26 protein-coding genes are annotated in these 25,034 nt (G+C 61.3%); 17 read left to right on the top strand and 9 right to left on the bottom strand.

Translation table 11 applies throughout. The features are described from left to right. Window positions 1-14: 14 nt before the first annotated feature. Entirely contained in the window at window positions 15-611 is a 597-nt protein-coding gene (locus tag LOY38_RS09955) for a 2-hydroxychromene-2-carboxylate isomerase (protein ID WP_258699877.1), read from the top strand. Window positions 612-657: 46 nt separating this feature from the next. Here LOY38_RS09955 and LOY38_RS09950 read toward each other — a convergent pair whose 3' ends face one another. The 4 genes from LOY38_RS09950 to LOY38_RS09935 form a co-directional block, all read right to left on the bottom strand. Next, window positions 658-2,466: an aminopeptidase P family protein gene (locus tag LOY38_RS09950; RefSeq protein ID WP_258699876.1), complete on the bottom strand. Its 1,809-nt coding sequence runs from the start codon at window positions 2,464-2,466 to the stop codon at window positions 658-660. Window positions 2,467-2,522: 56 nt separating this feature from the next. Further along, window positions 2,523-3,689, bottom strand: coding sequence for a cysteine desulfurase family protein (locus LOY38_RS09945; RefSeq protein WP_258699875.1), 1,167 nt, complete (start codon window positions 3,687-3,689; stop codon window positions 2,523-2,525). 205 nt (window positions 3,690-3,894) lie between these two features. After that, a complete protein-coding gene (locus LOY38_RS09940) occupies window positions 3,895-4,509 on the bottom strand; it encodes a LysE family translocator (protein ID WP_258699874.1) in 615 nt (204 codons plus the stop codon). Between the two features lie 100 nt (window positions 4,510-4,609). Then, on the bottom strand, window positions 4,610-4,879 hold the full coding sequence (locus LOY38_RS09935) for a hypothetical protein (protein ID WP_258699873.1): 270 nt from the start codon (window positions 4,877-4,879) through the stop codon (window positions 4,610-4,612). A 410-nt stretch (window positions 4,880-5,289) separates the two neighbouring features. Between LOY38_RS09935 and msuE the strand changes: the two genes are divergently transcribed. The 13 genes from msuE (at window position 5,290) to LOY38_RS09870 (ending at window position 16,539) form a co-directional block, all read left to right on the top strand. Further along, the gene (gene msuE / locus LOY38_RS09930; protein ID WP_258699872.1) at window positions 5,290-5,853 is read left to right on the top strand and encodes an FMN reductase; all 564 of its coding nucleotides are present in this window, start codon (window positions 5,290-5,292) and stop codon (window positions 5,851-5,853) included. Between the two features lie 10 nt (window positions 5,854-5,863). Next, the gene (gene ssuD / locus LOY38_RS09925; protein ID WP_258699871.1) at window positions 5,864-7,039 is read left to right on the top strand and encodes an FMNH2-dependent alkanesulfonate monooxygenase; all 1,176 of its coding nucleotides are present in this window, start codon (window positions 5,864-5,866) and stop codon (window positions 7,037-7,039) included. Between the two features lie 10 nt (window positions 7,040-7,049). Further along, window positions 7,050-8,237, top strand: a complete 1,188-nt coding sequence (locus tag LOY38_RS09920) for an acyl-CoA dehydrogenase family protein (protein WP_258699870.1) — start codon at window positions 7,050-7,052, stop codon at window positions 8,235-8,237. 24 nt (window positions 8,238-8,261) lie between these two features. Then, entirely contained in the window at window positions 8,262-9,365 is a 1,104-nt protein-coding gene (locus LOY38_RS09915; RefSeq protein WP_007934229.1) for a sigma-54-dependent Fis family transcriptional regulator, read from the top strand. 194 nt (window positions 9,366-9,559) lie between these two features. Further along, window positions 9,560-10,018 carry a VOC family protein gene (locus tag LOY38_RS09910; protein WP_258699869.1) on the top strand — a complete coding sequence of 153 codons (459 nt, stop codon included), beginning with the start codon at window positions 9,560-9,562 and terminating at the stop codon, window positions 10,016-10,018. Between the two features lie 275 nt (window positions 10,019-10,293). Further along, a complete protein-coding gene (locus tag LOY38_RS09905; protein WP_258699868.1) occupies window positions 10,294-11,499 on the top strand; it encodes a PepSY domain-containing protein in 1,206 nt (401 codons plus the stop codon). Further along, window positions 11,496-12,038: a thiamine pyrophosphate-binding protein gene (locus LOY38_RS09900; RefSeq protein WP_258699867.1), complete on the top strand. Its 543-nt coding sequence runs from the start codon at window positions 11,496-11,498 to the stop codon at window positions 12,036-12,038. The genes LOY38_RS09905 and LOY38_RS09900 overlap by 4 nt, the downstream gene beginning before the upstream one ends. Next, window positions 12,035-12,355 carry a hypothetical protein gene (locus LOY38_RS09895; RefSeq protein WP_258699866.1) on the top strand — a complete coding sequence of 107 codons (321 nt, stop codon included), beginning with the start codon at window positions 12,035-12,037 and terminating at the stop codon, window positions 12,353-12,355. Before LOY38_RS09900 ends, LOY38_RS09895 begins: the two co-directional genes overlap by 4 nt. A gap of 2 nt (window positions 12,356-12,357) precedes the next feature. After that, window positions 12,358-12,930 carry a DUF6162 family protein gene (locus tag LOY38_RS09890; RefSeq protein WP_258699865.1) on the top strand — a complete coding sequence of 191 codons (573 nt, stop codon included), beginning with the start codon at window positions 12,358-12,360 and terminating at the stop codon, window positions 12,928-12,930. Between the two features lie 35 nt (window positions 12,931-12,965). Further along, the gene (locus LOY38_RS09885; RefSeq protein WP_258699864.1) at window positions 12,966-13,892 is read left to right on the top strand and encodes a metal ABC transporter substrate-binding protein; all 927 of its coding nucleotides are present in this window, start codon (window positions 12,966-12,968) and stop codon (window positions 13,890-13,892) included. Further along, the gene (locus LOY38_RS09880) at window positions 13,889-14,725 is read left to right on the top strand and encodes a metal ABC transporter ATP-binding protein (protein WP_258699863.1); all 837 of its coding nucleotides are present in this window, start codon (window positions 13,889-13,891) and stop codon (window positions 14,723-14,725) included. The genes LOY38_RS09885 and LOY38_RS09880 overlap by 4 nt, the downstream gene beginning before the upstream one ends. Continuing rightward, the gene (locus LOY38_RS09875) at window positions 14,725-15,624 is read left to right on the top strand and encodes a metal ABC transporter permease (RefSeq protein WP_007906536.1); all 900 of its coding nucleotides are present in this window, start codon (window positions 14,725-14,727) and stop codon (window positions 15,622-15,624) included. Before LOY38_RS09880 ends, LOY38_RS09875 begins: the two co-directional genes overlap by 1 nt. Continuing rightward, window positions 15,625-16,539, top strand: coding sequence for a metal ABC transporter solute-binding protein, Zn/Mn family (locus LOY38_RS09870; RefSeq protein ID WP_258699862.1), 915 nt, complete (start codon window positions 15,625-15,627; stop codon window positions 16,537-16,539). A 249-nt stretch (window positions 16,540-16,788) separates the two neighbouring features. On the opposite strand, the gene LOY38_RS09865 is transcribed toward LOY38_RS09870, so the two are convergent. From LOY38_RS09865 to LOY38_RS09845, 5 genes are all read right to left on the bottom strand, one after another. After that, window positions 16,789-17,016, bottom strand: coding sequence for an MbtH family protein (locus LOY38_RS09865; protein WP_007934245.1), 228 nt, complete (start codon window positions 17,014-17,016; stop codon window positions 16,789-16,791). Window positions 17,017-17,098: 82 nt separating this feature from the next. Beyond that, complete coding sequence (locus LOY38_RS09860; RefSeq protein ID WP_258699861.1) at window positions 17,099-18,511, bottom strand: aspartate aminotransferase family protein; 1,413 nt, start codon at window positions 18,509-18,511, stop codon at window positions 17,099-17,101. Between the two features lie 143 nt (window positions 18,512-18,654). Continuing rightward, window positions 18,655-19,140 carry a GNAT family N-acetyltransferase gene (locus LOY38_RS09855; protein WP_258699860.1) on the bottom strand — a complete coding sequence of 162 codons (486 nt, stop codon included), beginning with the start codon at window positions 19,138-19,140 and terminating at the stop codon, window positions 18,655-18,657. Window positions 19,141-19,438: 298 nt separating this feature from the next. Then, window positions 19,439-20,764 (bottom strand): ATP-binding protein, encoded by a 1,326-nt coding sequence (locus LOY38_RS09850; RefSeq protein WP_258699859.1) that lies wholly within the window; start codon window positions 20,762-20,764, stop codon window positions 19,439-19,441. Continuing rightward, complete coding sequence (locus LOY38_RS09845; RefSeq protein ID WP_258699858.1) at window positions 20,761-21,441, bottom strand: response regulator; 681 nt, start codon at window positions 21,439-21,441, stop codon at window positions 20,761-20,763. The genes LOY38_RS09850 and LOY38_RS09845 overlap by 4 nt, the downstream gene beginning before the upstream one ends. A 153-nt stretch (window positions 21,442-21,594) precedes the next feature. On the opposite strand from LOY38_RS09845, the gene dsbD reads away from it, so the two are divergent. From dsbD to dsbG, 3 genes are read left to right on the top strand one after another with little or no spacing between them, the layout of a single operon-like run. Beyond that, window positions 21,595-23,331 (top strand): protein-disulfide reductase DsbD, encoded by a 1,737-nt coding sequence (gene dsbD / locus LOY38_RS09840; RefSeq protein WP_258699857.1) that lies wholly within the window; start codon window positions 21,595-21,597, stop codon window positions 23,329-23,331. Next, complete coding sequence (locus LOY38_RS09835) at window positions 23,331-24,197, top strand: TlpA disulfide reductase family protein (protein WP_258699856.1); 867 nt, start codon at window positions 23,331-23,333, stop codon at window positions 24,195-24,197. The genes dsbD and LOY38_RS09835 overlap by 1 nt, the downstream gene beginning before the upstream one ends. After that, complete coding sequence (dsbG, locus tag LOY38_RS09830) at window positions 24,173-24,940, top strand: thiol:disulfide interchange protein DsbG (protein WP_258699855.1); 768 nt, start codon at window positions 24,173-24,175, stop codon at window positions 24,938-24,940. Before LOY38_RS09835 ends, dsbG begins: the two co-directional genes overlap by 25 nt. Window positions 24,941-25,034: the final 94 nt, after the last annotated feature.

Genomic DNA, 25,034 nt, shown 5'->3' with positions numbered 1-25,034 from the left:
AGAGCGCATCTACCATGAGCAAAACCGTGGAGTTCTTTTTCGACCTTGGCAGCCCCGCCACCTACCTGGCTTATACCCAACTGCCGAAGATCTGCGAGCAGACCGATAGTCGGCTGATCTACAAACCGATGCTACTGGGCGGCGTCTTCAAAGCCACCGGCAATGCTTCCCCCGTGACCATACCGGCCAAGGGTCGCTACATGTTTCAGGACCTGGACCGCTATGCCAAACGCTACGGTGTGTCGCTGAAGTTCAACCCGCACTTCCCCATCAATACCCTGATGCTGATGCGCGCCGTCACGGGCATGCAACTGCGTCATCCCGAGCGCTTTCAGGCGTTTATCGATTGCCTGTTTCACGCCCTGTGGGTGGAAGGACGCAGCCTCGATGACCCAGCGACCGTTGCCGCCGTGCTGACGCAAAACGGTTTCGATCCGAATGAGGTGCTGGCGCTGACCGCCGATGAGGACGTCAAAGCCACGCTCAAGGAAAATACCGAGAACGCGGTACAACGCGGTGTATTCGGCGCGCCGAGCATGTTTGTCGGTGGTCAGATGTTCTTCGGTCAGGATCGGCTGGACTTCGTCCTTGAAGCCCTGCGTGCGCAATAGCTGGAAATGAGCCAGACGCCGGAAACAGCGCCTGGACTCAAGCCGCTCAAATAGCCGCAGTCCGGGCGTCCAACCACTCAAGGGCCGCGCCATCGAGCAACGGATTCAAACGCTCGCGCACCTCGGCGTGATAGGCGTTGAACCACTGTTTTTCGTCTTCGGTCAGCAGCGACGGTTCCAGGCAGCGGGTGTCGATCGGGCACAAAGTCAGGGTTTCGAATTTCAGGAATTCACCGAATTCGCTCTTGCCCGCTTCGCGGTTCAATACCAGGTTCTCAATTCGTACACCCCAGCGGCCCGGACGGTAAGTGCCCGGTTCGATGGACGTGATCATGCCCGGCTGCATCGCGGTTTGCGGTGCCGCAGCAGCCTGGTAGGCGATGACTTGCGGGCCTTCGTGGACGTTGAGGAAATAGCCGACGCCGTGACCGGTGCCATGACCGTAGTCGACGCTTTCGGCCCAGATCGGCGCGCGGGCAATAGAATCCAGCAACGGCGACAGAATGCCTTTCGGGAATTGCGCACGAGAGAGTGCAATCACGCCTTTGAGCACCCGAGTGCAATCGCGCTTCTGCTCGTCAGTCGGCGTACCCACCGGCACCATTCGCGTGATGTCGGTGGTGCCGCCCAGGTATTGGCCGCCGGAGTCGATCAGCAACAGACCGTCACCCTCGATCACCGTGTGTTCTTCTTCGGTGGCGTGGTAGTGCGGCATCGCACCGTTGGCGTTGAAGGCGGCAATGGTGTTGAAACTCAGCGACACATAATCCGGGCGGCGCATGCGGGCTGCGGTCAGCTGTTCGTCGATGGTCAGTTCGGTAACGCGCTCACGCCCCAATGCTGCGTCCAGCCAAGCGAAGAATTCGCACAGTGCGGCACCATCCTGCTCCATGGCCCGGCGAATGTGCTCGGCATCGGCCAGGCTCTTCTTCGACTTGGCCAGGGTGGTCGGGTTCAAGCCTTCTAGCAGTTTCACACCACTGTTCAGGTTATCCAGCAAACCGGCCGTGACCCGCGCCGGATCGACTTGCAGGCTCGCGCCACTCGGCACGGCGCGCAAGGCGGCGGCGACTTCGCTGTAATCGCGCAGGGTCACGCCGTCCTGTTCGAGAATGACGCGCAGCTCGGCGCTCACTTTGCTCAGGGCCACGAACAAGGTGGCCTGCTGCTGACTGATCAGGGCGAAGGACACGAACACCGGGTTGAACGACACATCGCCGCCGCGCAGGTTGAACAGCCAGGCGATGTCATCGAGGGTGGCAATGAAATGCCAGTCGGCACCGCGCTCTTTCAACACGTCTCGCAACTGGGTGATTTTTTCGCCACGGCTGACGGTCGCCTGAGGCGGTAAATGTTGATAGATCGGCTCGTTCGGCAGGCTCGGACGATCACTCCAGACTTCGCTCAGCACGTCGATGTCAGTGCGCAGGCATGCACCACGTTCTTCAAGTTTGCTGCTCAGGGTACGCGCCGCGGCCACGGCCATCACTGCGCCATCGACTGCGACGACACCACCTTCAGGGGTTTGTTCGGCCAGCCAATCGAGCGGGCCGGGTTGGCCGGGTTGCAGCTTGACCAGTTCGATGCCGCTGCCCTTGAGTTCCTTGCTCGCTTGTTCCCAATAGCGGCTGTCGGCCCAGACGCCGGCAAAGTCCGGCGTGACAATCAGGGTGCCGACCGAGCCATGGAAACCCGACAGCCACTGGCGCCCTTGCCAATAGCCCGGCAGGTATTCCGACAGGTGCGGGTCGGCCGACGGCACCAATAGAGCATGAATGCCCTCCCGGCTCATCACCGCGCGGGTTTGCGCCAGGCGCCGGGGCACCGACCCATTGGTCAAAGGCTGCGTACTCATCGTGTCTCCTGCTAACCACTTCATCATTATTGTTCGGTGCCGATCAGAGTCGACGCTTAAGGACCCGTCGCCCAGAATGCCGGAGCACTGGCGGCTGCCGCTTTAATCAGTTGTGCCGCCTGGTCGATATCCTGCTCGGTGGTGAAACGTCCCAGGCTCAAACGAATGGTGCGACCGGCCGAGCGGGCGTTATGCCCCAACGCCAGCAGCACATGGGATGGCGCATTGCTGGCGGAGTTGCAGGCCGACGTCGCGGAAAACGCAATCGAAGCGCTCAACGCCGCGAAATTGAACTCACCTTCGTTGAAGGTCAGGCTCAGAGTATGGGGAATGCGCTGGGTCGGGCTGCCATTAAGGCGAACGCCGGGAATGCTCAACAGTTGCTCCAGCAGGCGTTCGCGCAGGCGGACGATGGTGGCTTTTTCTTCATCGAGCGACGCGGCCGCCAACGCGAAGGCCACGCCCATGGCCGCGATCTGGTGCGTCGCCAGAGTGCCGGAACGCAACCCGCCCTCGTGACCGCCACCGTGGATCTGCGCCTGCAAACGTTGTTGCGCACGAGGCCCGACATACAACGCGCCAACGCCTTTGGGACCGTAGACCTTGTGTGCCGAGAACGACATCAAATCCACCGGCCACCGGGCCAGATCGATTGCCACTTTGCCCGCGCCCTGCGCCGCATCGACGTGGAACAACGCATCACGATCACGCACCACCTGGCCGATGGCCGGGATGTCGTTGACGGTGCCCAGTTCGTTGTTGACCAGCATCAGCGACACCAGAAAGGTGTCCTCACGCATCGCTTCGCTGACCGCTTGCGGGGTAATCAGGCCTTCGGCATCGGGCACCAGATACGTCACGGCTATGCCCGCGTCCTGCAACTGTTTTGCCGTGTCGAGAATGGCCTTGTGTTCGATCTGGCTGGTGATGATGTGGCCGCCGGACACACCGCGGGCCTGGGCCACGCCCTTAAGGGCAAGGTTGTTGGATTCGGTGGCACCGGAGGTCCAGACGATCTGCTCCGCCTGGGCGCCCACCAGTTCGGCGACCTGGCGCCGTGCCTGCTCGACCGATTGCCGGGCCTGTTGGCCGAAGGCGTGGGAGCTGGACGCTGGATTACCGAAGTTACCCGCGAACCCCAGACACTCGACCATGACCTTGATGACCCGCTCATCCACCGGCGTGGTGGCGGCGTAGTCGAAATACAACGGACGTTTATTCATAAAAGACTCGCAGAGCGTGTTCCAGGATCAGAAGGCTCGTTACTGGAAATGTCAAAGCGCCGCCTCATGAGCGACGCCGAACTTTCAGAACGACAGCAATACCTGATCGGAGGCCGTTAAAGAAGAACAACTTCATTTAAAAGTGCGTTGGAACGCTCCTGCAGTCGAGCTTAACAGGCATCGGGCAACCGGTTGAAGCAATGCATCAGCTAAAACTTTCGAGCAACAACGGATACAACGAAGCCACCAGCAGCAAGGCCATGCCCCAATTGAACAGCCGCAACCAGCGGCGATCGCGCAGCACATTGCGCAACAACGTGCCGCAACCGGCCCATACACCGACGCTTGGCAGGTTGATCAGAGCAAAGACCGCGGCAATCACAATCACATTGGTGAAATAGCCCTGCATCGGCGTGTAGGTGCTGATGGCACCGATGGCCATGATCCAGGCCTTGGGATTGACCCATTGAAACGCTGCCGCGCCCAAATAGCTGATCGGCTTGCCCTCGCCCTGTTCACCCTCGGCTACCGGCCCGGAGTGAGCAATCTTCCAGGCCAGATACAGCAAATACGCCGCGCCGACATAGCGCAACACGGTGTAAAGCACTGGATAGGTTTGAAACACCGCGCCCAGGCCGAAGCCGACGGCGACCACCAGCACGAAGAAGCCGCAGGTGATGCCCAGCATATGGGGAATGGTGCGGTTAAAGCCGAAATTCACGCCCGAGGCCAGCAGCAGGGTGTTGTTGGGGCCGGGGGTGATCGAGGTGACAAGGGCAAACAGGGCAAAGCCCAGCAGCAGATCGAGCGAGAGTGTCATGGAGGCAGTCCATCAGGGCCAGTCAGGTGTTGACCCTATCGCACGCCTTGAGGGAAACCCACGGACAGTTGCGTGAAAGTTCTAGCGGTACAGTCGCTGCTCAGCTTGGGCGAGCATGCTGCTGTACTGCGCGTTCGGCGTTCATCTCCCCTTGTTTGTCGAAACTGAACGATTTTGCCGGCTGGCCGAGCAATTCGGCTTTCTTCGCGTGGTACTCGTCAAAGGACAAGCCGCGACGATTCAGGGCCTCCAGCGCCAGCTCCCGGGTTTCTTCAGCGGTGTAGGGCCGCAGTTCCGGTGAGACATGGCTGGCACATCCGGCCAGAACGGAAACGGCGAGTAACAAGAAAGTGGCGAGTAGAGGTTTCATTTCGGGCGTCCGGATATCTGGTTCGGGGCAATGAACACAGGCTACCCGCGTGCCCTGAAGGGCAGAAATCAATGCTCTCGATAGTGGGTATCGGATCAAAGGATCGCAGCCTTCGGCAGCTCCTACGGCAAGTCGCATATACCTAAATAACATATAAATATTAATTTAATGTCTTTTACGGAATAACAGAGAGTCTCTATAAACAACTCCATCGCTTCGCGCACTGTTGCCTACGCAACTGTTTGCCTGGCAACAGGCAATCAACAAACACCCCGTCAAATCGAACAGCGCCTGCCAACAAACGCGCTGAAAGCCACGTAAACCGGGGCTCCGAAGGATTGGTACAGCTCTTGCTCAATGCTGGTGACTACTCACTGCTCGCTGAGCAACTGTTGAAAAAGGAACTGATCATGTCGCGTCCATTGAAAGTCGTTGCCCTCTCCGGCGGTACCTGGCGTCCGTCCCGCACTTTGGTGCTGACCCAGGCGCTGTTGGCCGAGCTGGCCGGGCAGTTGCCGATCGAAAGCAAGCTGATCGAACTGGGCGATATCGCCCGACCACTGGGCGCGGCGTTGTCCCGGCAGGAACTGAGCGTCGACATCGAAGCCGAGTTGCAAGCCATCGAAAGCGCCGACCTGCTGATCGTCGCCGCGCCGGTTTATCGCGGTTCCTACCCGGGCCTGCTCAAGCATCTGTTTGACCTGATCGACCTCAACGCGCTGATCGACACCCCGGTGCTGCTGGCCGCCACCGGTGGCAGCGAACGTCACGCGCTGGTGCTCGATCATCAGTTGCGGCCGCTGTTCAGCTTCTTCCAGGCCCTGACCCTGCCGATTGGCGTGTACGCCACCGAAGCCGACTTCTCCAATTACCAAATAACCAGTGAGCCCTTGAAGGCCCGCATTCGTCTTGCTGCAGAACGCGCGGCGCCGTTGTTCGGCGTACACCCAAAAAATCTGCTGAAAATCGCCTAAGGATCTCTTCATGGATGTTTTCTGGTTTCTGCCGACCCACGGCGACGGCCATTACCTGGGCACCACTCAAGGCGCGCGCCCGGTGACGCTCAACTACCTGAAACAAGTCGCTCAGGCCGCCGACAGTCTCGGCTACCACGGTGTGCTGATTCCCACCGGACGCTCCTGCGAGGACTCGTGGGTGATCGCCTCGGCCCTGGTGCCGCTGACCGAACGCCTGCGGTATCTGGTCGCGATCCGTCCGGGGATCATCTCGCCGACGGTCTCGGCGCGGATGGCCGCGACCCTGGATCGCCTGTCCAACGGCCGCTTGCTGATCAATGTGGTGACCGGCGGCGATCCGGATGAAAACCGTGGCGACGGCAGTTTTCTCGATCACAGCGAACGCTACGAAGTCACCGACGAATTCCTGAAGATCTGGCGTCGCGTGCTGCAAGGCGAAGCGGTGGATTTCGAAGGCAAACACCTGCGGGTGCAGAATGCCAAGGCCCTGTATCCACCGGTGCAGAAACCTTATCCGCCGCTGTATTTCGGTGGTTCGTCCGAGGCGGCTCATGACCTGGCTGCCGAACAGGTCGACGTCTACCTGACGTGGGGCGAACCACCCGCCGCCGTGGCTGAAAAGCTCGCCGACGTGCGTGAGCGCGCGGCGCGCAACGGTCGTACGGTGAAGTTCGGGATTCGCTTGCACGTGATCGTCCGCGAAACCGCCGAAGAGGCCTGGAAAGCCGCCGGTAAACTCATCGAGCACATCAGCGACGAGACCATCGCGGCGGCGCAGAAATCGTTCTCGCGCTTCGACTCCGAAGGCCAGCGGCGCATGGCCGCGCTGCATGACGGCCGTCGCGACAACCTGGAAATCGCCCCCAACCTCTGGGCCGGCGTCGGTCTGGTGCGTGGCGGTGCCGGGACGGCATTGGTGGGCGATCCGCAGCAAGTCGCCACACGGATCAAGGAATACGTGGACCTGGGGATCGACAGTTTCATCTTCTCCGGCTACCCGCATCTTGAAGAGGCTTATCGCTTTGCCGAACTGGTGTTTCCGCTGCTGCCCGAGCCGTATGCCAGCCTGGCCGGACGAGGCGTCACCAACCTTACCGGGCCGTTTGGCGAAATGATCGCCAATGATGTGCTGCCCGCCAAAGCCACGGCCCGCTCCCACAGGGGATTGCGCCGAACTCCATGAGGAACCCCGTGTGACTGCCAAGCCGCTAAGCGCCCTGTTGCCCCCTTTGCAGACCGCCCGCCAACTGGCCGGCGAGTTTGCCCTGACTGCTGTCGAGCGCGATGAACGCGGCGGAACGCCAAAAGCCGAACGCGACGCCTTGCGCCACAGCGGCCTGCTCGCATTAAGCATTCCCACCCAATACGGCGGCCTTGGCGCCAGCTGGAGCGAAACCCTGACCATCGTGCGCGAGTTCGCCAAGGTCGACAGTTCGATCGCCCATGTCTTCGGCTTTCATCACCTGATGCTCGCCACCGTGCGCCTGTTCGCCCGGCCCGAGCAGTGGCAGCCGTGGTTTGAACAGACGGCGCGCAAGAACTGGTTCTGGGGCAACGCGCTTAACCCGCTGGATACCCGCACCGTGGTAAAAAATCTCGGTGGCTGGCGCGAGTTTTCCGGCAAGAAAAGTTTCTGCTCCGGCGCCAGCGACTCGGAAATGCTGATCGCCTCGGCCGTCGACGAGAGTGCCGGCGGCAAGCTGTTGATCGCCGCGATTCCCAGCGGGCGCAGCGGCATCACGCTGCACAACGACTGGAACAACATGGGTCAGCGTCAGACCGACAGCGGCAGCGCCACGTTCGAACGGGTGCGGGTCGAAGAGTCGGAACTGCTGCTCGACCCCGGCCCGTTGAGCACGCCGTTTGCCTGCTTGCGCCCATTGATCGCCCAGCTCACGTTCACCCATATGTTCCTCGGCATCGCCGAAGGTGCCTTTGAAGAAGCGCGGCAATACACCCTCACCGAAACCCGTCCGTGGCACAAATCCAGCGCTCCGGATGTGCGTCAGGATCCTTATGTGCTCGGCCATTACGGCGAGCTCTGGGTGGCTCTGGAAGGCGTTCGGCTGCTGGTGGCACGGGCCGCCGAATTGCTCGACAAGGCCTGGGCCAAGGGCCCGAACCTCAGCGCCGAGGAGCGCGGACATCTGGCCACCGCCATCGCCACCGCCAAGGTTGCCGCCACGCGTAATGGCCTGGAGCTGTGCAGCCGTTTGTTCGAAGTGACCGGCGCCCGCTCGACTCACGCCTCACTGCGACTGGATCGTCACTGGCGCAACCTGCGCACGCAAACCCTGCACGACCCGGTGGATTACAAACTCCATGAACTGGGTGATTGGGCGCTGAACCAGTCCCTGCCGATCCCGACCTTCTATTCATAGCTTTCCATTCAGGGAGCCTGCCCCATGCAACTGCTGACCTTACCGCCCTCGCCCGCGCTGGCCACCTCGATCCGCGCCACGGCGCAGGTGTTCGAAGACCCCAAATCCCAAGCCCTGCTCGCGCACTTGCAGCAGGTCGCGCCAAGTGAAGCCAGCGTGCTGATCATCGGCGAAACCGGCACCGGCAAGGAGCTGGTGGCGCGGCATATCCACAACCTCAGCGCCCGCCGCAACCGGCCGTTCGTGGCGGTGAACTGCGGCGCGTTCTCCGAATCGCTGGTGGAGGCGGAGCTGTTCGGCCATGAGAAAGGCGCCTTCACCGGGGCATTGAGCGCCAAGGCCGGCTGGTTCGAAGAGGCCGATGGCGGCACTTTATTCCTCGACGAAATCGGCGATCTGCCGATGGCGATTCAAGTGAAGTTGCTGCGGGTGCTACAGGAGCGCGAAGTGGTGCGACTGGGTTCGCGCAAGAGCATTCCCATCGATGTGCGGGTACTGGCGGCGACCAATGTGCAACTGGAAAAAGCCATCAACGCCGGGCACTTTCGCGAAGATCTGTATTACCGCCTCGACGTGGTCAGTCTGGAACTGAGCCCGTTGCGCGAGCGCCCCGGCGACATCCTGCCGCTGACCCGGCATTTCATCGAAGCCTACAGCCAGCGCCTGGGTTACGGCAGCATCACCATCAGCAAGGAAGCCGAACACAAACTGCGCAGTTACAGCTGGCCGGGCAACATCCGCGAACTGGAAAACGTCATTCATCACACCCTGCTGATCTGCCGCAACGGTGTGATCGAGCGCGATGATCTGCGCCTGTCGAACATGCGCATCGAACGTCAGGACGACCACCACGCCAGCGTCGACGACTCACCGGAAGCCTTGCTCGATCGGGCCTTTCAAAAGCTCTTCGAGGAACAGGCCGGCGCGCTGCACGAGAAAGTCGAAGATGCGTTGTTACGGGCGGCCTATCGCTTCAGCCACTACAACCAGGTGCACACCGCTGCCCTGCTGGGGTTGAGCCGCAATGTGACCCGCACACGGCTGATCAAGATCGGCGAACTGGCGGTGAACAAACGCCGCCCCACGGAAAACCTGCAGGGCGAGCGTTTGATGCAGTTGTCGATCTAGCCGATCAGCGTGCAGTGCAAGCGGGCTTGCTCGCGAAGGCGTCCTGTCAGCCAATGAGGTTTCAGAATCCCGGCGCTTTGTGGCGCTACTGCTCGTCGGGCACTCGGTTGCGGTGAAGGGGTTGACCTATAGTTGTTCGACCGGAAATCGGCGAAGGAACACCTTAATTCCACAACAATAAAGGGAGAACCGTCATGAACGTCAAACCCATTCCAGAGGGTTATCACAGCATCACCCCTTACCTGGGCATTCAGAAAGCTGCCGAAGCCATCGACTTCTACAAAAAGGCCTTTGGCGCCACCGAAGTCATGCGCCTGGCCATGCCCGATGGTGGCATCGGGCATGCCGAACTGCGCATCGGCGACTGCCCGATCATGCTGGGCACACCGTGCGATCAGGGGCCATTGAGCAACCCGGACACATCGCCGTCCGTGGGGCTGCATTTGTATGTGAGCGATGTGGACAAGTCCTATAAACAAGCCGTCGATGCCGGTGCCACGGTGGTGTCCGAGGTCAAGGATCAGTTTTACGGCGACCGCTCGGGGACCTTGAAGGATCCCTATGGGCATTTGTGGTTTCTGGCTACGCGCAAGGAGGATTTGACTCAGGAGCAGATCGAACAGCGGGCCAAGGAGATGTTTAAACAGGGTTAAGTTTTTCAGTGAGTGTTCGGGCTTGCTCGCGAAGGAGCCATCCCATTCAACATCAATGTTGACTGTCAGACCGCTTTCGCAAACAAGCCTCCTCCCACGCCAGGCAGAAACACGAAACATTTACTTTCATATCCCCTTTCGGGATTTTCGATGCTCATACGTCTTATTTAGATGCAGTCGGTCGCGTAGGCAAAAGCCACGATCGGACTTTTCGTGGACCGCAACGCTGGGAAGCCCACAGCAGCGGTCCTCTCATCGAAACAAGACCTTTAATCATGTCGAAGAAATCCCGCTCAAAACTCTGGTTTCTGGTCCATAGCTGGCTGGCGCTGCCCATCTGGTTTTTTGTATTGATCGTCTGTGTGACCGGCACCCTGGCGGTGGTCAGTCAGGAAATCGTCTGGCTGGCCAACCCGCAAATGCGCGCCAGCCCGCCTTCGGACGACGCGCCGCTGCTCAGCTATGACCAGATCATCGCCGCCATCAAAAAGGCCGAACCCCAAACGCTGGTCGAGCGTATCAACCGCCCCGACGAGTCGCATTTCGCCCTGGACGTGAAGGTCAGTTACCCGGACGGGCGCTCGGTGACGGTCTATGTGAACCCCTACAGCGGGGTGATTCAGGGCACTGCTCCCCAATTCAACTTTCAGGCCTTTACTCGCGCACTGCATGGCTGGTGGCTGGTGCCGTTCACCAACGGCTACAGCTGGGGCTGGTATCTGGTGTCGTTCCTCGGGCTGCCGATGCTGGCTTCGCTGGTGACCGGGCTTGTGGTCTACAAACGGTTCTGGAAAGGCTTCTTGCGACCGACCCTGCGCATTCGTCATGGCGCACGGATTTTCTGGGGCGACTTTCACCGGCTCAGCGGCATCTGGTCGATCTGGTTCATTGCGGTGATTTCCGTCACCAGCACCTGGTTCATGATTGAGGCGATCCTGTTCGATAACCATATTTCGATTTCTACCGCACCGGTCGCGCCCGTCGTCCCGCGTGAGAGCGTGCCGCTCACCGTCGATGGTGCACCGGCGCCGATGATCAGTCTGGAAAGCGCGATCCGCGAGGCCAAGGAACGCATTCCCGGTCTGGAAGACAGCTCTGTCAGCCTCCCCGCCAATGCCTATAGCCACCTTTCGGTGAGCGGACGCAGCGGGTACCCGTTGATCTACCAGAGCGCCGAGGTCAACCCGTACACCGGTGACATCTCCGCCACGCGCCTGCTGTCGGACCGTTCGGGTCTGGAGCTGGTGACCGAATCCATGCGCCCACTGCACACCGGCGATTTCGGCGGCATCTGGATCAAACTGATCTGGTTCTTCTTCGGCTTGATCCTGAGCATGATGGTCCTCAGCGGCCTGCTGATCTGGACCAAACGCACCGCCCTGGCCACGGCCAATGCCCTCAAGCGCAGCAACAAGCGTCCACGGATTGCGGTGGCCAGTCAGCCGGCCATGGGCCGCGAAGTCACGCAGGTCAGCCGATGAGCCAGGTCGCAGCAGAAAAACCGCGCTCGCCGCTAAGCCGTTTCTGGCACACCTGGCGCTTCCACATCAATGTGCTGCTGTTGCTGGTGCCGCTGGGGTTCATGCCCAAATACTTCGCCGACGCGGCACTGCTTCGCGGTGACACCGGCCTGGGTGAGCGGGACATCGGTGAGGTTCAGGTCGGCCCCTGGAGCCTGCGTCTGGCCGAGTTGCGCAGCGAAGCCCCCGTATCCGACGGCCCGGCCGGCTACCTGAAGTCCTTCAACGCAGCGCTCTGCGACAGTTGTCGCGATCAGGTCAAGGCGACTTACCTGCGCATTGGCAAACCGCGCAGCTTGCGCGCCGCCGGGGTGATTTTCTTCGGCACACCGTACCGCATGGGCGCCGCGCTGCCGGTACCCGAAAAGACCAAAAACGACGCTGAGCTGTGGATCACCATGGAAGGCTGGGACGGCGCCATGCACCAAGCGTCCATCCCCCTGAGCCAGGCATCCCCGGCCACCGTCGCGTGGTTGAACACACAAGGTGGCAAACCATGATCAACGCTTTTCGCCTCGTTTTACTGGTGCTCGGCGCCGCCTTCAGCACCAGCGTTCTGGCCCATAACCCGATGTGCGAATGCAAGGCCATCGACGCCGAGCAGATCCGTTGCACTGGCGGTTTCTCCGACGGCAGCGGCGCGCCGGGCGTGACCCTGGATGTGATCGGCTACGACGAAACCATTCTGGTGCCGGGCAAACTCGGTGCCGATTCGACCCTGACGTTCAAGAAACCCGGCACCGAGTTCTATGTGCTGTTCGACGCCGGTCCCGGCCACGTCGTCGAGATCGACCAAGCCGACATCGAGGCGCCCTGAGCATGACGACACCAACCACCCAAGTTGTTCGCCCGGCCGGTGCCGGCCATGAAACCCTCTACGTAATGCTGTTGTGCCTGATGATCCTGGCGGTTGCCGGCTCGGTGGTCGCCTGGCGCGGCGAGTCCCGGGAGGTGAGCAGCGTTGGCAGCCATCAACTGGATGCCCGTCGCGACCTGAGCGCATCCGAGCAAGGCATCTACGCCGACCTGCGGGTTACGCTGGATGAAATCCATCTGTTGCGTCAGGAACAGCAGGCGCTGCCCACACCCGCCACGCTCGCCGATGAAGGTTTCGCGCCGTTTGCCCAGGATGCCAGCTCTGTCAGCCGTGGCGGTCATGCCTGGCAGTTACTGGACGCCAAGGCTTACTTCGGCCAAAGCCAGACTCCAACCGTGGCCGGCTCGTTTTTGTTGCGTTTGACCGCTGACGACGATGCTCCAGACGTCTGGCTCAATCGCGGCAAAGCCCTCACTACCCCGACTGATCTGACTGACGCCGCGCTCGAAAGCACCGGCTGGCAGCAGATCGTCGCGCAATTCGATGCCGGCGTTACCCGCCAGCATCGGCATTGACCCCCCGCCTTCACCCGAGAGAAGACCGCTTCCCCATGCCTAGTTCATCTCAACGTCCTTTTTTGCGCCTGCTGCTGGTCGGCCTGTTTGCCTGTTTGCTGACACCACAGGCCAGTGCCGATGAAGCCAAGCGCCTGCGCATCGGCATCACCCTGCACCCTTATTACAGTTACGTGGCCAACATCGTCGGCGACAAGGCCGAGGTGGTGCCGCTGATTCCGGCCGGTTTCAATCCTCATGCCTACGAGCCGCGAGCCGAGGACATCAAACGCATCAGCGGGCTGGACGTGATCGTGCTCAATGGCGTGGGGCATGACGACTTCGCCGACCGCATGATCGCCGCCAGCGAAACCCCGAACATCAAGGTCATCGAAGCCAACGAAAACGTGCCCTTGCTCGCCGCCACCGGCGTCGCTGCCCGGGGTGCCGGCAAGGTCGTCAATCCGCACACGTTCCTGTCGATCAGCGCCTCGATTGCCCAGGTCAACAACATCGCCCGGGAACTGGGCAAGCTCGACCCGGCCAATGCCAAAACCTACACCCAGAACGCCCGCGCCTATGGCAAACGCCTGCGGCAGATGCGCGCCGACGCCCTGGCCAAACTGACCCAGGCGCCGAACGCCGAGCTGCGCGTGGCCACGGTCCATGCCGCCTACGACTATTTGCTGCGCGAGTTCGGCCTGGAAGTGACCGCCGTGGTCGAGCCGGCCCACGGTATCGAACCGAGCCCCAGCCAGCTGAAAAAGACCATCGATCAACTGCGGGAACTGGACGTGAAAGTGATCTTCTCGGAGATGGATTTCCCGTCCACTTACGTCGAGACCATCCAGCGTGAATCCGGGGTGAAGCTGTATCCGCTGTCGCACATTTCCTATGGCGAGTACACCGCCGACAAGTACGAAAAGGAAATGACCGGCAACCTCAACACCGTGGTTCGGGCGATTCAGGAGTCCGGCGCATGACGGCTAAAGAGACCATTACTGAATCCCCTGTGGGAGCGAGCCTGCTCGCGAAAGCGTCCAGTCAGTCAACATCATCGTTAAATGACACACCGCATTCGCGAGCAGGCTCGCTCCCACAGGTTTCGGGGCCGACGCTGGATTTCGCCGAGGTCAGCCTGACGCTGGGCCGCACGACCATCCTCGACAAGGTGACCTTTCAGGTCCGGCCCGGCAGCGTGCATGCCCTGGTCGGCCCCAACGGTGGCGGCAAGAGTTCGCTGATCAAGACCCTGCTCGGGCAAATGCCGCATCAGGGTCGCCTGAGCCTGCGATGGCCCGGTGAACCGGGGACCATCGGCTACGTGCCCCAGGCGCTGGAGTTCGATCGAGGTTTGCCGATGACCGTCGATGATTTCATGGCCGCCATGTGTCAGCGGCGTCCGGCATTCCTCGGGTTGAGCAAGCATTACGCGACGGCCATCGGCGAGGCGCTGGAACGGGTCGGCATGCAGGACAAGCGCAAGCGGCGTATGGGAGCCCTCTCCGGCGGTGAGCGCCAGCGGGTTTTGTTGGCCCAAGGGCTGATTCCGGCGCCACAGTTGCTGGTGCTCGACGAACCGATGTCGGCGCTCGATGAGGCCGGCATTCAAGTGTTCGAACGGCTGCTGGACGACTGGCGCCAGAGCGGCATCACCGTGCTGTGGATCGAGCATGATCTGGAAGCGGTCGGGCGTCTGGCGGACCGGGTCACCGGGCTCAATCGCCGGGTGCTGTTCGATGCCACGCCGAAACAGGCGCTGACCCCGGAGCGCCTGCTGACCTTGTTCTCGACCCATCCCCGGAGTGCTGCCTGATGAGTTACGAAGCCTTTCGTTTGATGGTCCAGGGTTGGGCCTCGTCGGGTTATCTGCCGGAAGCGCTGGCCTATGGGTTTGTGGTCAACGCCCTGCTCGCCGGGTTGCTGATCGGCCCGGTGCTGGGCGGTTTGGGCACGCTGGTGGTGGTCAAGCGTTTCGCGTTTTTCTCCGAAGCGGTGGGTCACGCGGCACTGACCGGCGTGGCCATCGGCATTCTGCTCGGCGAACCCTATACCGGGCCTTATGGCAGCCTGTTCGGTTACTGTTTGCTGTTCGGGATTTTGCTGAACTACCTGCGCAACCGCACGGGTCTGGCGCCGGACACGCTGATCGGGGTGTTCCTTTCTGTGTCGTTGGCCTTGGGCGCCAGCCTGCTGTTGATTCTGGCGGGCAAGATCAACGTGCACATTCTGGAAAACGTGCTGTTCGGTTCGGTGCTGACGGTCAACGGCAATGATCTGCTGGTGCTGGCCATCGTCGGCTCGCTGGTGATGGCATTGGCCCTGCCGCTGTACAACCGCATCATGCTCGCCAGCTTCAACCCACAACTGGCGGCGGTACGCGGTGTGGCGGTGAAGACCCTGGATTACCTGTTCGTGATCCTGGTGACCCTGATCACCGTGGCGGCGGTGAAAGTCATCGGCGCGATTCTGGTCGGCGCCCTGTTGGTGATTCCAGCGGCGGCCGCGCGATTGCTCAGTCAGTCGCTGAAGGGGTTCTTCTGGTGTTCGGTGCTGATTGCCACAGTGAGCACGCTGTGTGGAATTCTCGCGCCGATTGTCTTTGACCTGCCTATCCCGTCCGGTGCCGCGATCATTCTGGTGGCCGGTATCGCCTTCGCCCTGGCCGCCATCGCTCGCGGCATCGTTCCAAGTCTGAAAGGGAACCTCGGATAAATGTCTTTTTCTCTGCGTCAACTGACCCTGGCACTGACCTTCACATTGCCCCTGTGCGGCCTGGCCAATACTTGCTTTGCGGCGGACAGCGCCAAACCGTTGCGCGTACTGGCGTCCTTGCCGATCACCTATGGTCTGGGCGAAGTGTTGCTCAAAGGTACCGAGGTCAAACTGGAACGGGCCGCGCCGGACAATCTGCCGGGCAGCCGGCAGACCGCCTATTTCACTGGCCGTGGCGCTCCGGCGCTGGCCAAACTGGCGACCGACGCCGATGCAGTGATTGGCCTGCGCTCGCTGTGGGCGGATGACCCGCTGTACCCGATATCACGGCGCAGCAATATCCGTATCGTCGAAGTCGACGCCGCCCGCCCGGTGGACGGCGCCCTGCCCGGCATCGCCGTGCAGCCCGGCAGCAAGGTCGATGGTTTGAACAGCCAGCCGTGGCTTTCCAGCAACAACATGGGGCGAATGGCGGATGTCATGGCGGCGGACCTGGTGCGCCTGGCGCCAGCGGCCAAACCGACGATCGACGCCAACCTGGCAGCGCTCAAACAGCGCCTGCTCAAGCTCAGCGCCGACAGTGAGTCACGGCTGGCCAATGCCGACAACCTGAGTGTGATGAGCCTAAGCGATCATTTCGGCTACCTGATCGGCGGCCTCAACCTGGAGCTGATCGGCCTCGATGCACGGCCGGATGCCGAGTGGACACCCGAAGCCCTGAAGCAATTGGGTGCGATGCTCAAGGACCATGACGTGGCGGTGGTGTTGCATCATCGACAGCCGTCGGATGCGGTGAAAGCGGTGATCTCGCTGGCTGGCAGTCGGTTGGTGGTGTTGAGTGTGGATGCGGCGGACCCGGTGGCCGAATTGGAAGGGAATGTGGATCAGGTGATCAGGGGGTTGAGCGGCGCGTAACGTCAGTTGGACCGCGTTATCGTTCATCGCGGGCAAGCCCGCTCCCACAGGGATTTGTGGTGTTCACTCTATTTATGCAACAACACCAATCCACTGTGGGAGCGGGCTTGCCCGCGATGACGGTCTGACAGGCGACATAAACCTCCAGACCTGAAAAAGCCCGCTGACCGTCACCGGTTCAGCGGGCTTTTCGTTCCCACGCTCTGCGTGGGAATGCAGCCAGAGACGCTCCGCGTCTCACTTGACAGCTCAGTGAGCCACAGCCGCCTGTTCTTCCATTTTCTGGCGCAGGCTCAGCGGACGCATGTCGGTCCAGACTTCTTCGATGTAGGCCAGGCATTCCTTTTTCAGGCCGCTCTTGCCCACGGTACGCCAGCCTTGCGGCACGGCCTTGTAGTCGGGCCAGATCGAGTATTGCTCTTCGTGGTTGACCACGACCTGAAAGAGGATGTCCTCGCGGTCGAATACTGACGTCATGCTGTCTCTCCATAGCTATAGGGGTGGGCTGCACGGCGTGTGCAGCCGTTATGTAGAAGGAACGTTCGAGGCGCCGAAAAATTTAGAGGCTGGCAGTGGCGGCGGCCATGGCCCTGCCGAAAATCTCGGCCACGCGATCGATTTCTGCGGCCGTGATCACCAGCGGCGGCAGGAAACGCACGACACCGCCATGACGCCCGCCCAGTTCGAGGATCAACCCACGCTTGAGGCACTCGCGTTGCACCAGCGGCGCCAGGCGAGCGAATATCGGTGGATGGCCTTGTGCATCCGGCGCACCAGTCGGGTCGACCAGTTCAACGCCCAGCATCAAGCCGCGTCCGCGAATGTCGCCCAGTTGCGGGAAGTCCCGTTGCAGGATGCGCAAGTGCTCACCCAAGCGCTCGCCCATGGCAGCAGCGTGCTCACAAACCTTGTGCTCGGTCAGGTAGCGCATCACCGCAGAGCCTGCGGCCATGGCCATTTGATTACCACGGAAGGTCCCGGCATGGGCACCTGGCAGCCAGGTGTCGAGCCAGTCGCGATAGACCACCACTGCCAGTGGCAGGCTGCCGCCGATGGCCTTGGACATGACCACCACGTCCGGAATGATCCCGGCGTGCTCGAAGGCGAACATCTTGCCGGTACGGGCAAAACCGCTCTGGATTTCATCGACGATCAGCGCTACGCCGGCCTTCTCGGTGATACGCCGCAAACCACGCAACCAGTGAAGATCGGCTGGAATCACCCCGCCCTCGCCCTGCACCGCTTCGACGATCACGGCAGCGGGCAGTTGCACGCCGGCCTCTGGATCGTTCAGCAGGTTTTCCAGGTAATTCAGGTTGACCTGCACCCCCTGCGCGCCGCCGAGCCCGAACGGGCAACGATAATCGTAGGGATACGGCATGAATTGCACGCCACTGCTGAGCAAGGCACCCAACGGCTTTTTCGGCCCCAGACTGCCCATCAGGCTCAGCGCGCCCTGGCTCATGCCGTGGTAACCGCCCTGGAACGACAAAACCGTGCTGCGCCCGGTGGCAGTGCGCACCAGTTTCAGCGCGGCTTCCACCGCATCGGTACCGGTGGGGCCACAGAACTGGATCTTCGCTTCAGCGGCCAATGCCTGTGGCAACAGACCGAACAGGTCCTGAACAAACTGATCCTTCACCGGCGTGGTCAGGTCGAGTGTGTGCAGCGGCAGTTCATCGGTCAGCACTTGCTGGATCGCTTCGATCACCACTGGATGGTTGTGCCCCAGGGCCAGAGTCCCCGCACCGGCCAGGCAATCGATGAAACTGCGGCCTTCGACGTCCTCGACATAAATGCCCTTGGCGCGCTTGAGTGCCAGGGGAATACGCCTCGGGTAGCTGCGAGCATTCGATTCCTGCTGGCTCTGACGGGCCAGCAATGGCGATTCGTTGAACTGATAAAGCGTCTCGGCAGGCGTCGGGACGATCCGGGCCGGCTGATCTTCGATAAGGCTGGTAGCGACTGACATCTCTCGACCCCTCAATACGCTGCTGATAGTGACCAAAACTGCACACCGGGCAGGTGCGCGTTCCGGTCACGGGGCGCACTTGCAGGTTTTCCTGTTCTGGAAACGCATCAGGACCGCAGGGATTTAGGCCCTCGCACCGCTTTCTATGAAGGTGACGACAGCGCCTTATGCATGGGAATGGCGTGGAGTCCCGCCACGGTGAAGGTTTCAGCACAAGCCCGATAACCCAGACGGTGGTAAAACGCCTCACCGGTCCGGGTGCTGTTGAGCCGCGCCTGAGGTAAACCGCGTGCGATCAACCAAGCCTCGAGATCGTGCACCAGCGCTTGCCCGGCGCCTCGTCGAAACCATTCCGGCTGCACGTGACAAAACGCGACCTTGCCGCTGATCGCCGCCATGGCGACGCCGATCGGTTTGTCCTGCAACAGGGCGATGTTCAGGTACAACCGCGGGTCAGCCAGCCAGGGCTGTATGTGTTCGATGGTTTTGTTGTGGGTCCAGGTGGCGACGGTTTGCGGATCGTTGCGGTGGTCGAGCGCGCAGCCGACGCGAATGGAGCGCTCGACGATCCGGCTGATGATGCCGGCGTCGGCAGACGTTGCCTTACAGATGTGTATCGATGCATCCATGGCGCTGTTACCTCAATCCATTGAGTCAAAGCTGCCAGGGACGATAACGCTGTGGGGGGCCGGGTGGCTAATGGAGAGCCGTTACATTTGGTGTGCGACACAGAACAAATGTGGGAGCAACTGTCTTGGTTTATCTGGGAAACCGAGTCGCCACTATCGCGAGCAGGCTCGCTCCCACAGTGGTTTTGTGTTGATCACGGAACCTATGGCTACCCCGATCAAAATGTGGGAGCGAGCCTGCTCGCGATGGTGGCGACACATACAACAATGATGTGACTGACAGCCCGCTCCCAAACCATCACACCGGCTGCAACGGCATCGTCAATTCAACCCGCAAACCATCCGGCCGGCTGTCGAAATGCAGGGTGCAGCCGCAGCGCTGGACGATGGCCTGGACAATCGCCAGGCCGAGGCCGCAACCGGTGCTCTGGCCGTTGCGCCAGAAGCGTTGGGTCAGGTATTGCAAGTCGTCTTCGGCAATCCCCGGGCCGTGGTCGCGGACCAAAAAGCGCACGCGATTGTCGGTGGTTTCCAGGCTCAGCTCCACCGCCCCATCGCCTGGGGTATGACGCAGGGCGTTGTCGAGCAAGTTGCGCAACGCTGCAATCGACAACACCGAGGGCATATGCAGTGGCGCATCGGAGACTGTGGCCGGCAACTGAAACCTGATCCGCCGACGATCACCGCTGGCCGCATCCTGAATCGCCAGTTTCGCCACCTGTTCGGCGCTGCATTGCACACCATCATCGAACGACAGACTGCCCTCGACGCGTGCCAGCAGCAGCAATTGTTCAAGGGTGCGGTGCAGACGGTCGGCGCCCTCTTCGGCCCGGGCCAGGGACTGATCCCGAGCGCTGCCTTCGGTCATGCGCGCCACTTGCAGATGGGTTTTGATGGCAGTCAATGGGCTGCGCAACTCGTGCGCGGCATCACCGGTCAGGCGCCGTTCGCGTTCGATGGTCTTGCCAATGCGCAGGAACAGCTGATTCTGGGTTTCCAGCAGCGGTTGCAATTCGCTGGGCAGCGGCTGGATCTGCAACGGTTCCAGAGAATCGGCGCTGCGGCGCATCAACGCATCGCGCATACGATTGAGCGGTGCCAGCCCCTGGCCGATGCCGAGCCACAACAGGCACAGGCAACCGAGCAGCGCCACGCCGACCGGCACCGAAGCCGCCAGCAGGATAGACATGTTCAGCGCTTCGCGCTCGATCTGCCGGTCGGCGGTGGTAATACGCACATCGCCCCGCGCCAGGGTGAAGCTGCGCCACGAGGCGCCGTCGATCATCTGATCGCGGAAGCCCATTTTCTCGGCTTCCAGTGCTTGCTCGGGATTGCTGTGACTGCGAGCCAGAATCTCGCCGCGCAACGAGCTGACCTGACAGGCCATGCCGCCAGGGATGTTCAATTGTTCGGCGCTGAAATCGGTACCCTCGCCCTTGCTTGGCAACGCCGGCAATTGCTCCATCAGGCCAGCGACCATCCGCGCCGAGGCCACCAGCCGCTGGTCGAGGGAAAACATCATCTGGTTACGCAGATCACTGAGCATCCAGGCGGCGGCCAGGGCCCAGATCAGCGCAAACGCGGCGCCGAGGGTCAGGCTCAGGCGCAAACGCAGGCTCATCACTTCGATTGCTCTCCGCCATCGGCCGGCCCCAGGCGATAACCCAGGCCGCGCACGGTTTCGACGATGCCGTTGCCGAGTTTACGCCGCAGGTGATGGATATGGACGTTAAGGGCATTGCTTTCCAGTTCGTCGTTGAAACCGTAGACGCTGTCTTTCAGTTGCTCGGTGGACAATACCCGGCCACGGTTATGCAGCAAGGCTTGCAACAACGATTGCTCACGGCGCGACAAATCCACCGATTGGCCGCCGAGCAGGGTTTCGCGGCTGCTCGGGTCGTAGGTCAAACGACCGTGCTCGATCAGGTTGACACTGCGCCCCGCCACTCGTCGCAGCAAGGTGTGCAGGCGCGCGGCAAGTTCGCGCAGGTCGAACGGTTTGAGCAGGTAGTCGTCGGCGCCGGCTTGCAGGCCGTCGACCCGGTCGGTGACCGAATCCCGGGCGGTGAGGATCAGCACCGGGATTTCCAGACCCTGATGGCGCAACTGCTGCAACAGCTTGAGGCCGTCTTCATCGGGCAAGCCAAGATCCAGCACCATCACGTCGAACTCCGCGACCTTGAGCATCGCCCGCGCAGCGGACGCCGTGGCTACGTGCTCCACGGTCAAGCCTTGGGCCGTGAGACCGGCAACGATGCCGCTGGCAATCAGCTCATCGTCTTCGCAAACCAGTACGTGCATGGTGAGCCCCGTAGAAAAAAGGTGATTAGGCCGGTAGCCGATTAAGCGGACATTATGCCGCAAGCGCCATTGCCACAAGGCAGGTGTGGTTAATCATCGGTTAATCGCCGCCCTCCACTGTGCACCTCACTTGCACAGGGATAAGGCTTACCCATGCGTCGACTGTTTTTATTGTTTGTTCTGTTGATCTCGGGGCTAACCCAGGCAGGAACGAATCCGTTCGAAACCAAACCCGATTTTCTCCCAGTGGAGAAAGCGTTCGTCTTCACATCCGAACGCCTTGAATCCGGGGAAACCCAGCTCTATTGGCAGATTGCAGACGGCTATTACCTGTATCAGCAACGCCTGAAATTCAATGACTTATCCTCTGAGCACATACCTGCATTGCCCGAAGGCGAGTCCCACAGCGATGAGTTTTTCGGCGAACAACAGGTCTATCGCCAAGGCCTGGAGCTGAAGATCCCGGCCGGTGCCGCCGGGCAGATCAAAGTGGGCTTCCAGGGCTGCGCCGATGCCGGTTTGTGTTATCCGCCGCAGACTCAAGTGGTCGACCTTGGCGCCAGTAACGTCCTGGCCGCGTTCAATGAACAAGCACCTGATCAGTCCCTGGCCAGTGACCTGCAACAACGGGCGCTGGGCTGGAGCCTGCTGGTGTTCTTCGGCCTGGGGCTGCTGCTGGCGTTCACCCCTTGCTCGCTGCCAATGTTGCCGATTCTGGCGGGTTTGATTGTCGGCAGTGGCGCCACGCCCAAACGCGGCTTTGCCCTGGCCAGCAGTTACGTGATCTGCATGGCGCTGGTATATGCGGCGATGGGCGTGCTGGCTGCCCTGCTTGGCGCAAACCTTCAGGCACTGCTGCAGAATCCATGGCTGTTGGGCAGTTTTGCGGCGGTGTTCGTGCTGCTGGCCTTGCCGATGTTCGGGTTCTTCGAGCTTCAATTGCCGGTGGCCGTGCGAGATCGGCTGGAACACGTTTCGCGCAACCAACGCGGTGGCAACCTGATCGGCGCCGGTGTGCTGGGAGCCTTGTCCGGCCTGTTGGTGGGACCGTGCATGACCGCTCCATTGGCGGGTGCCCTGCTCTATATCGCCCAGAGCGGCAATGCACTGCACGGCGCGCTGATTCTGTTTGCCATGGGCATCGGCATCGGCGTACCGCTGTTGTTGCTGGTCACCGTCGGTAATCGCTTCCTGCCCAAACCTGGCGCGTGGATGAACCTGCTCAAGGGCGTGTTCGGTTTCCTGTTCCTCGCCACCGCGTTGCTGTTGCTGCGCCCGGTTCTGGATGAATCGCTCTGGCTCGGCTTATGCGGTGCCTTGCTGCTGATCGCCGCCTGCAGTGCCTGGAAGCAGTCGCAAGGTTTTGGCCGAGTTGCCCACCTGTTCGGCGCCAGTTCGCTGCTGTTGGGTCTGTGGGGCAGCCTGTTGGTGATCGGTGCGGCGGGGGGCAGTGACAATCCCTATCAGCCGTTGCAGGTGTACAGCGCCGGCCGTACCAGCGGCGCCGCACCGAATGCCCATGATGCATTCACCACGGTCAAGGATCCCGTCGCCCTGCAACGCGAACTCGACACGGCCCGCGCCCAGGGCCAATGGGTGCTGCTCGATTACTACGCCGACTGGTGTGTGTCGTGCAAAGTCATGGAAAAACAGGTCTTCGGCAAACCCCAAGTGCTGGAAGCGCTCAGCGATGTGCGCTTGCTACGGCTGGACGTCACCGCCGACAATGCCGCCAGCCGTGAACTGCTCGGCCGTTATAAAGTGCCGGGGCCGCCAAGCCTGTTGTGGATCGGCACCGACGGCATCGAGCGCCGCAGCCAGCGCATCACCGGTGAGGTCGATGCCGGCACTTTCCTGCAACGCTGGACCACCACCCGAGACGCTCGTTAATGCTGACCTTTACCCTCGGCACCTTTGCTATCGCGCTTAATCACCTGCTGCTGATCAGTGCCCTGGCGCTGGCGACCTTTGTCGGCTGGCGGGTGGCCAAGCGTGGCGGCGAGAACCCGGAATCGGTGCTGTTCAGCCTGTTCCTGCTGGGGATGCTGGCGGCTCGGGTCGGTTTCGTGATCGCCTACTGGGCGCACTATCGCAACGATCCGTGGCAGATCATCGACGTGCGCGACGGGGGGTTCCTTGCCTGGCCGGGGGTGGTCGTGCTGTTGCTCGCCGCGTTGTATCGAGGCTGGCGTCGCCCGGGCCTGCGTCGGCCGTTGGGCTTTGGCGTGGGCAGCGGTCTGGCATTCTGGCTGCTGGCGACCTTCTCCCTGAGCATTTACGAACAAGGCACGCGCCTGCCGCAGATCACCCTGCGTAATGCCGCCGGCCAAACCGTGCAGCTCAGCGACTACCAGGGCGGTCCGCTGGTCATCAACCTTTGGGCCACCTGGTGCCCGCCGTGCCGCCGGGAAATGCCAGTGCTGGAAAACGCCCAGCAACAACGCCCGGACCTGACCTTCCTGTTCGTCAACCAGAGCGAAAGCATGCAGAGCGTCGCCACCTTCCTCGAAACCCAGGGTCTGAGCCTGACTAACGTGCTGTTCGATGGCAGCGGTCGATTGAGTCAGGCCGTGGGTTCCATGGCATTGCCGACTACGCTGTTCTATAACCCTGACGGGTACCTGCTGGGCAGCCATCTGGGCGAACTCTCTGAAGCGAGTCTGGCCCGCGCCCTGGAACACTTCGACACCCCGAACCCGGCCACCTCGGCCACGCCTTCAAGGAAATTGCCATGCTCCGCCTCCGCCACCTGCTGACACTTACCTTGGGTGCTGCCCTGCTGCACCTGCCGTCGGTACAGGCCGAAGAACTGCCTGAAGCAATCAAGAAGATCGAAGCCAAGGGCGCCAAAATTGTCGGCACCTTCGATGCGCCTGATGGTTTGCGCGGTTATGCAGCGCAGTACCAGAACCGTGGCATGGCGTTGTACCTGACCCCGGACGGTAAACATGTATTGCTGGGCAATCTGTACGACGCCGAAGGCAATGACCTGAGCAGCGCGCCTCTGCAGAAACTGGTGTACGCACCGATGGCCAAGGAAGTCTGGGGCAAGATGGAAGCGAGCAACTGGATTGCTGACGGCAACAAGGATGCACCGCGAATCGTCTATCTGTTCAGCGACCCGAATTGCCCGTACTGCAACATGTTCTGGGAACAGGCGCGGCCGTGGGTCAAGGCCGGCAAGGTGCAGTTGCGGCACATCATGGTCGGCATCATTCGCGAAGACAGCCCGGGCAAATCCGCCGCGCTGCTGGCCGCCAAGGACCCGCAAAAAGCCCTGGCAGACCACGAGAAATCCGGCAAGGAAAGTTCGCTCAAGGCGTTGAAAGACGTGCCACCTGCCATTCAGGCGAAACTCGCGGCGAACATGCAGTTGATGGAAGACCTGGAACTGGCCGCCACCCCGGCGATTTTCTATATGGACGACAAGGGTCAGCTGCAACAGCAGCAAGGCGCGCCGACGCCGGATAAGTTGGTGAAGATTCTGGGGCCGAAGTAAGTAGTTTGGCCGTCGGATTTGTGGTGACAGCAGTAACGCCATCGCGGGCAAGCCCGCTCCCACAGGGTTATACGACCTCCTGTGGGAGCGGGCT

The organism is Pseudomonas sp. B21-015, assembly GCF_024749285.1.
Taxonomy (GTDB): Bacteria; Pseudomonadota; Gammaproteobacteria; order Pseudomonadales; family Pseudomonadaceae; genus Aquipseudomonas.
Note: the sequence above shows the minus strand (reverse complement) of the source record. Positions and strands in the feature narration are given on the sequence as shown.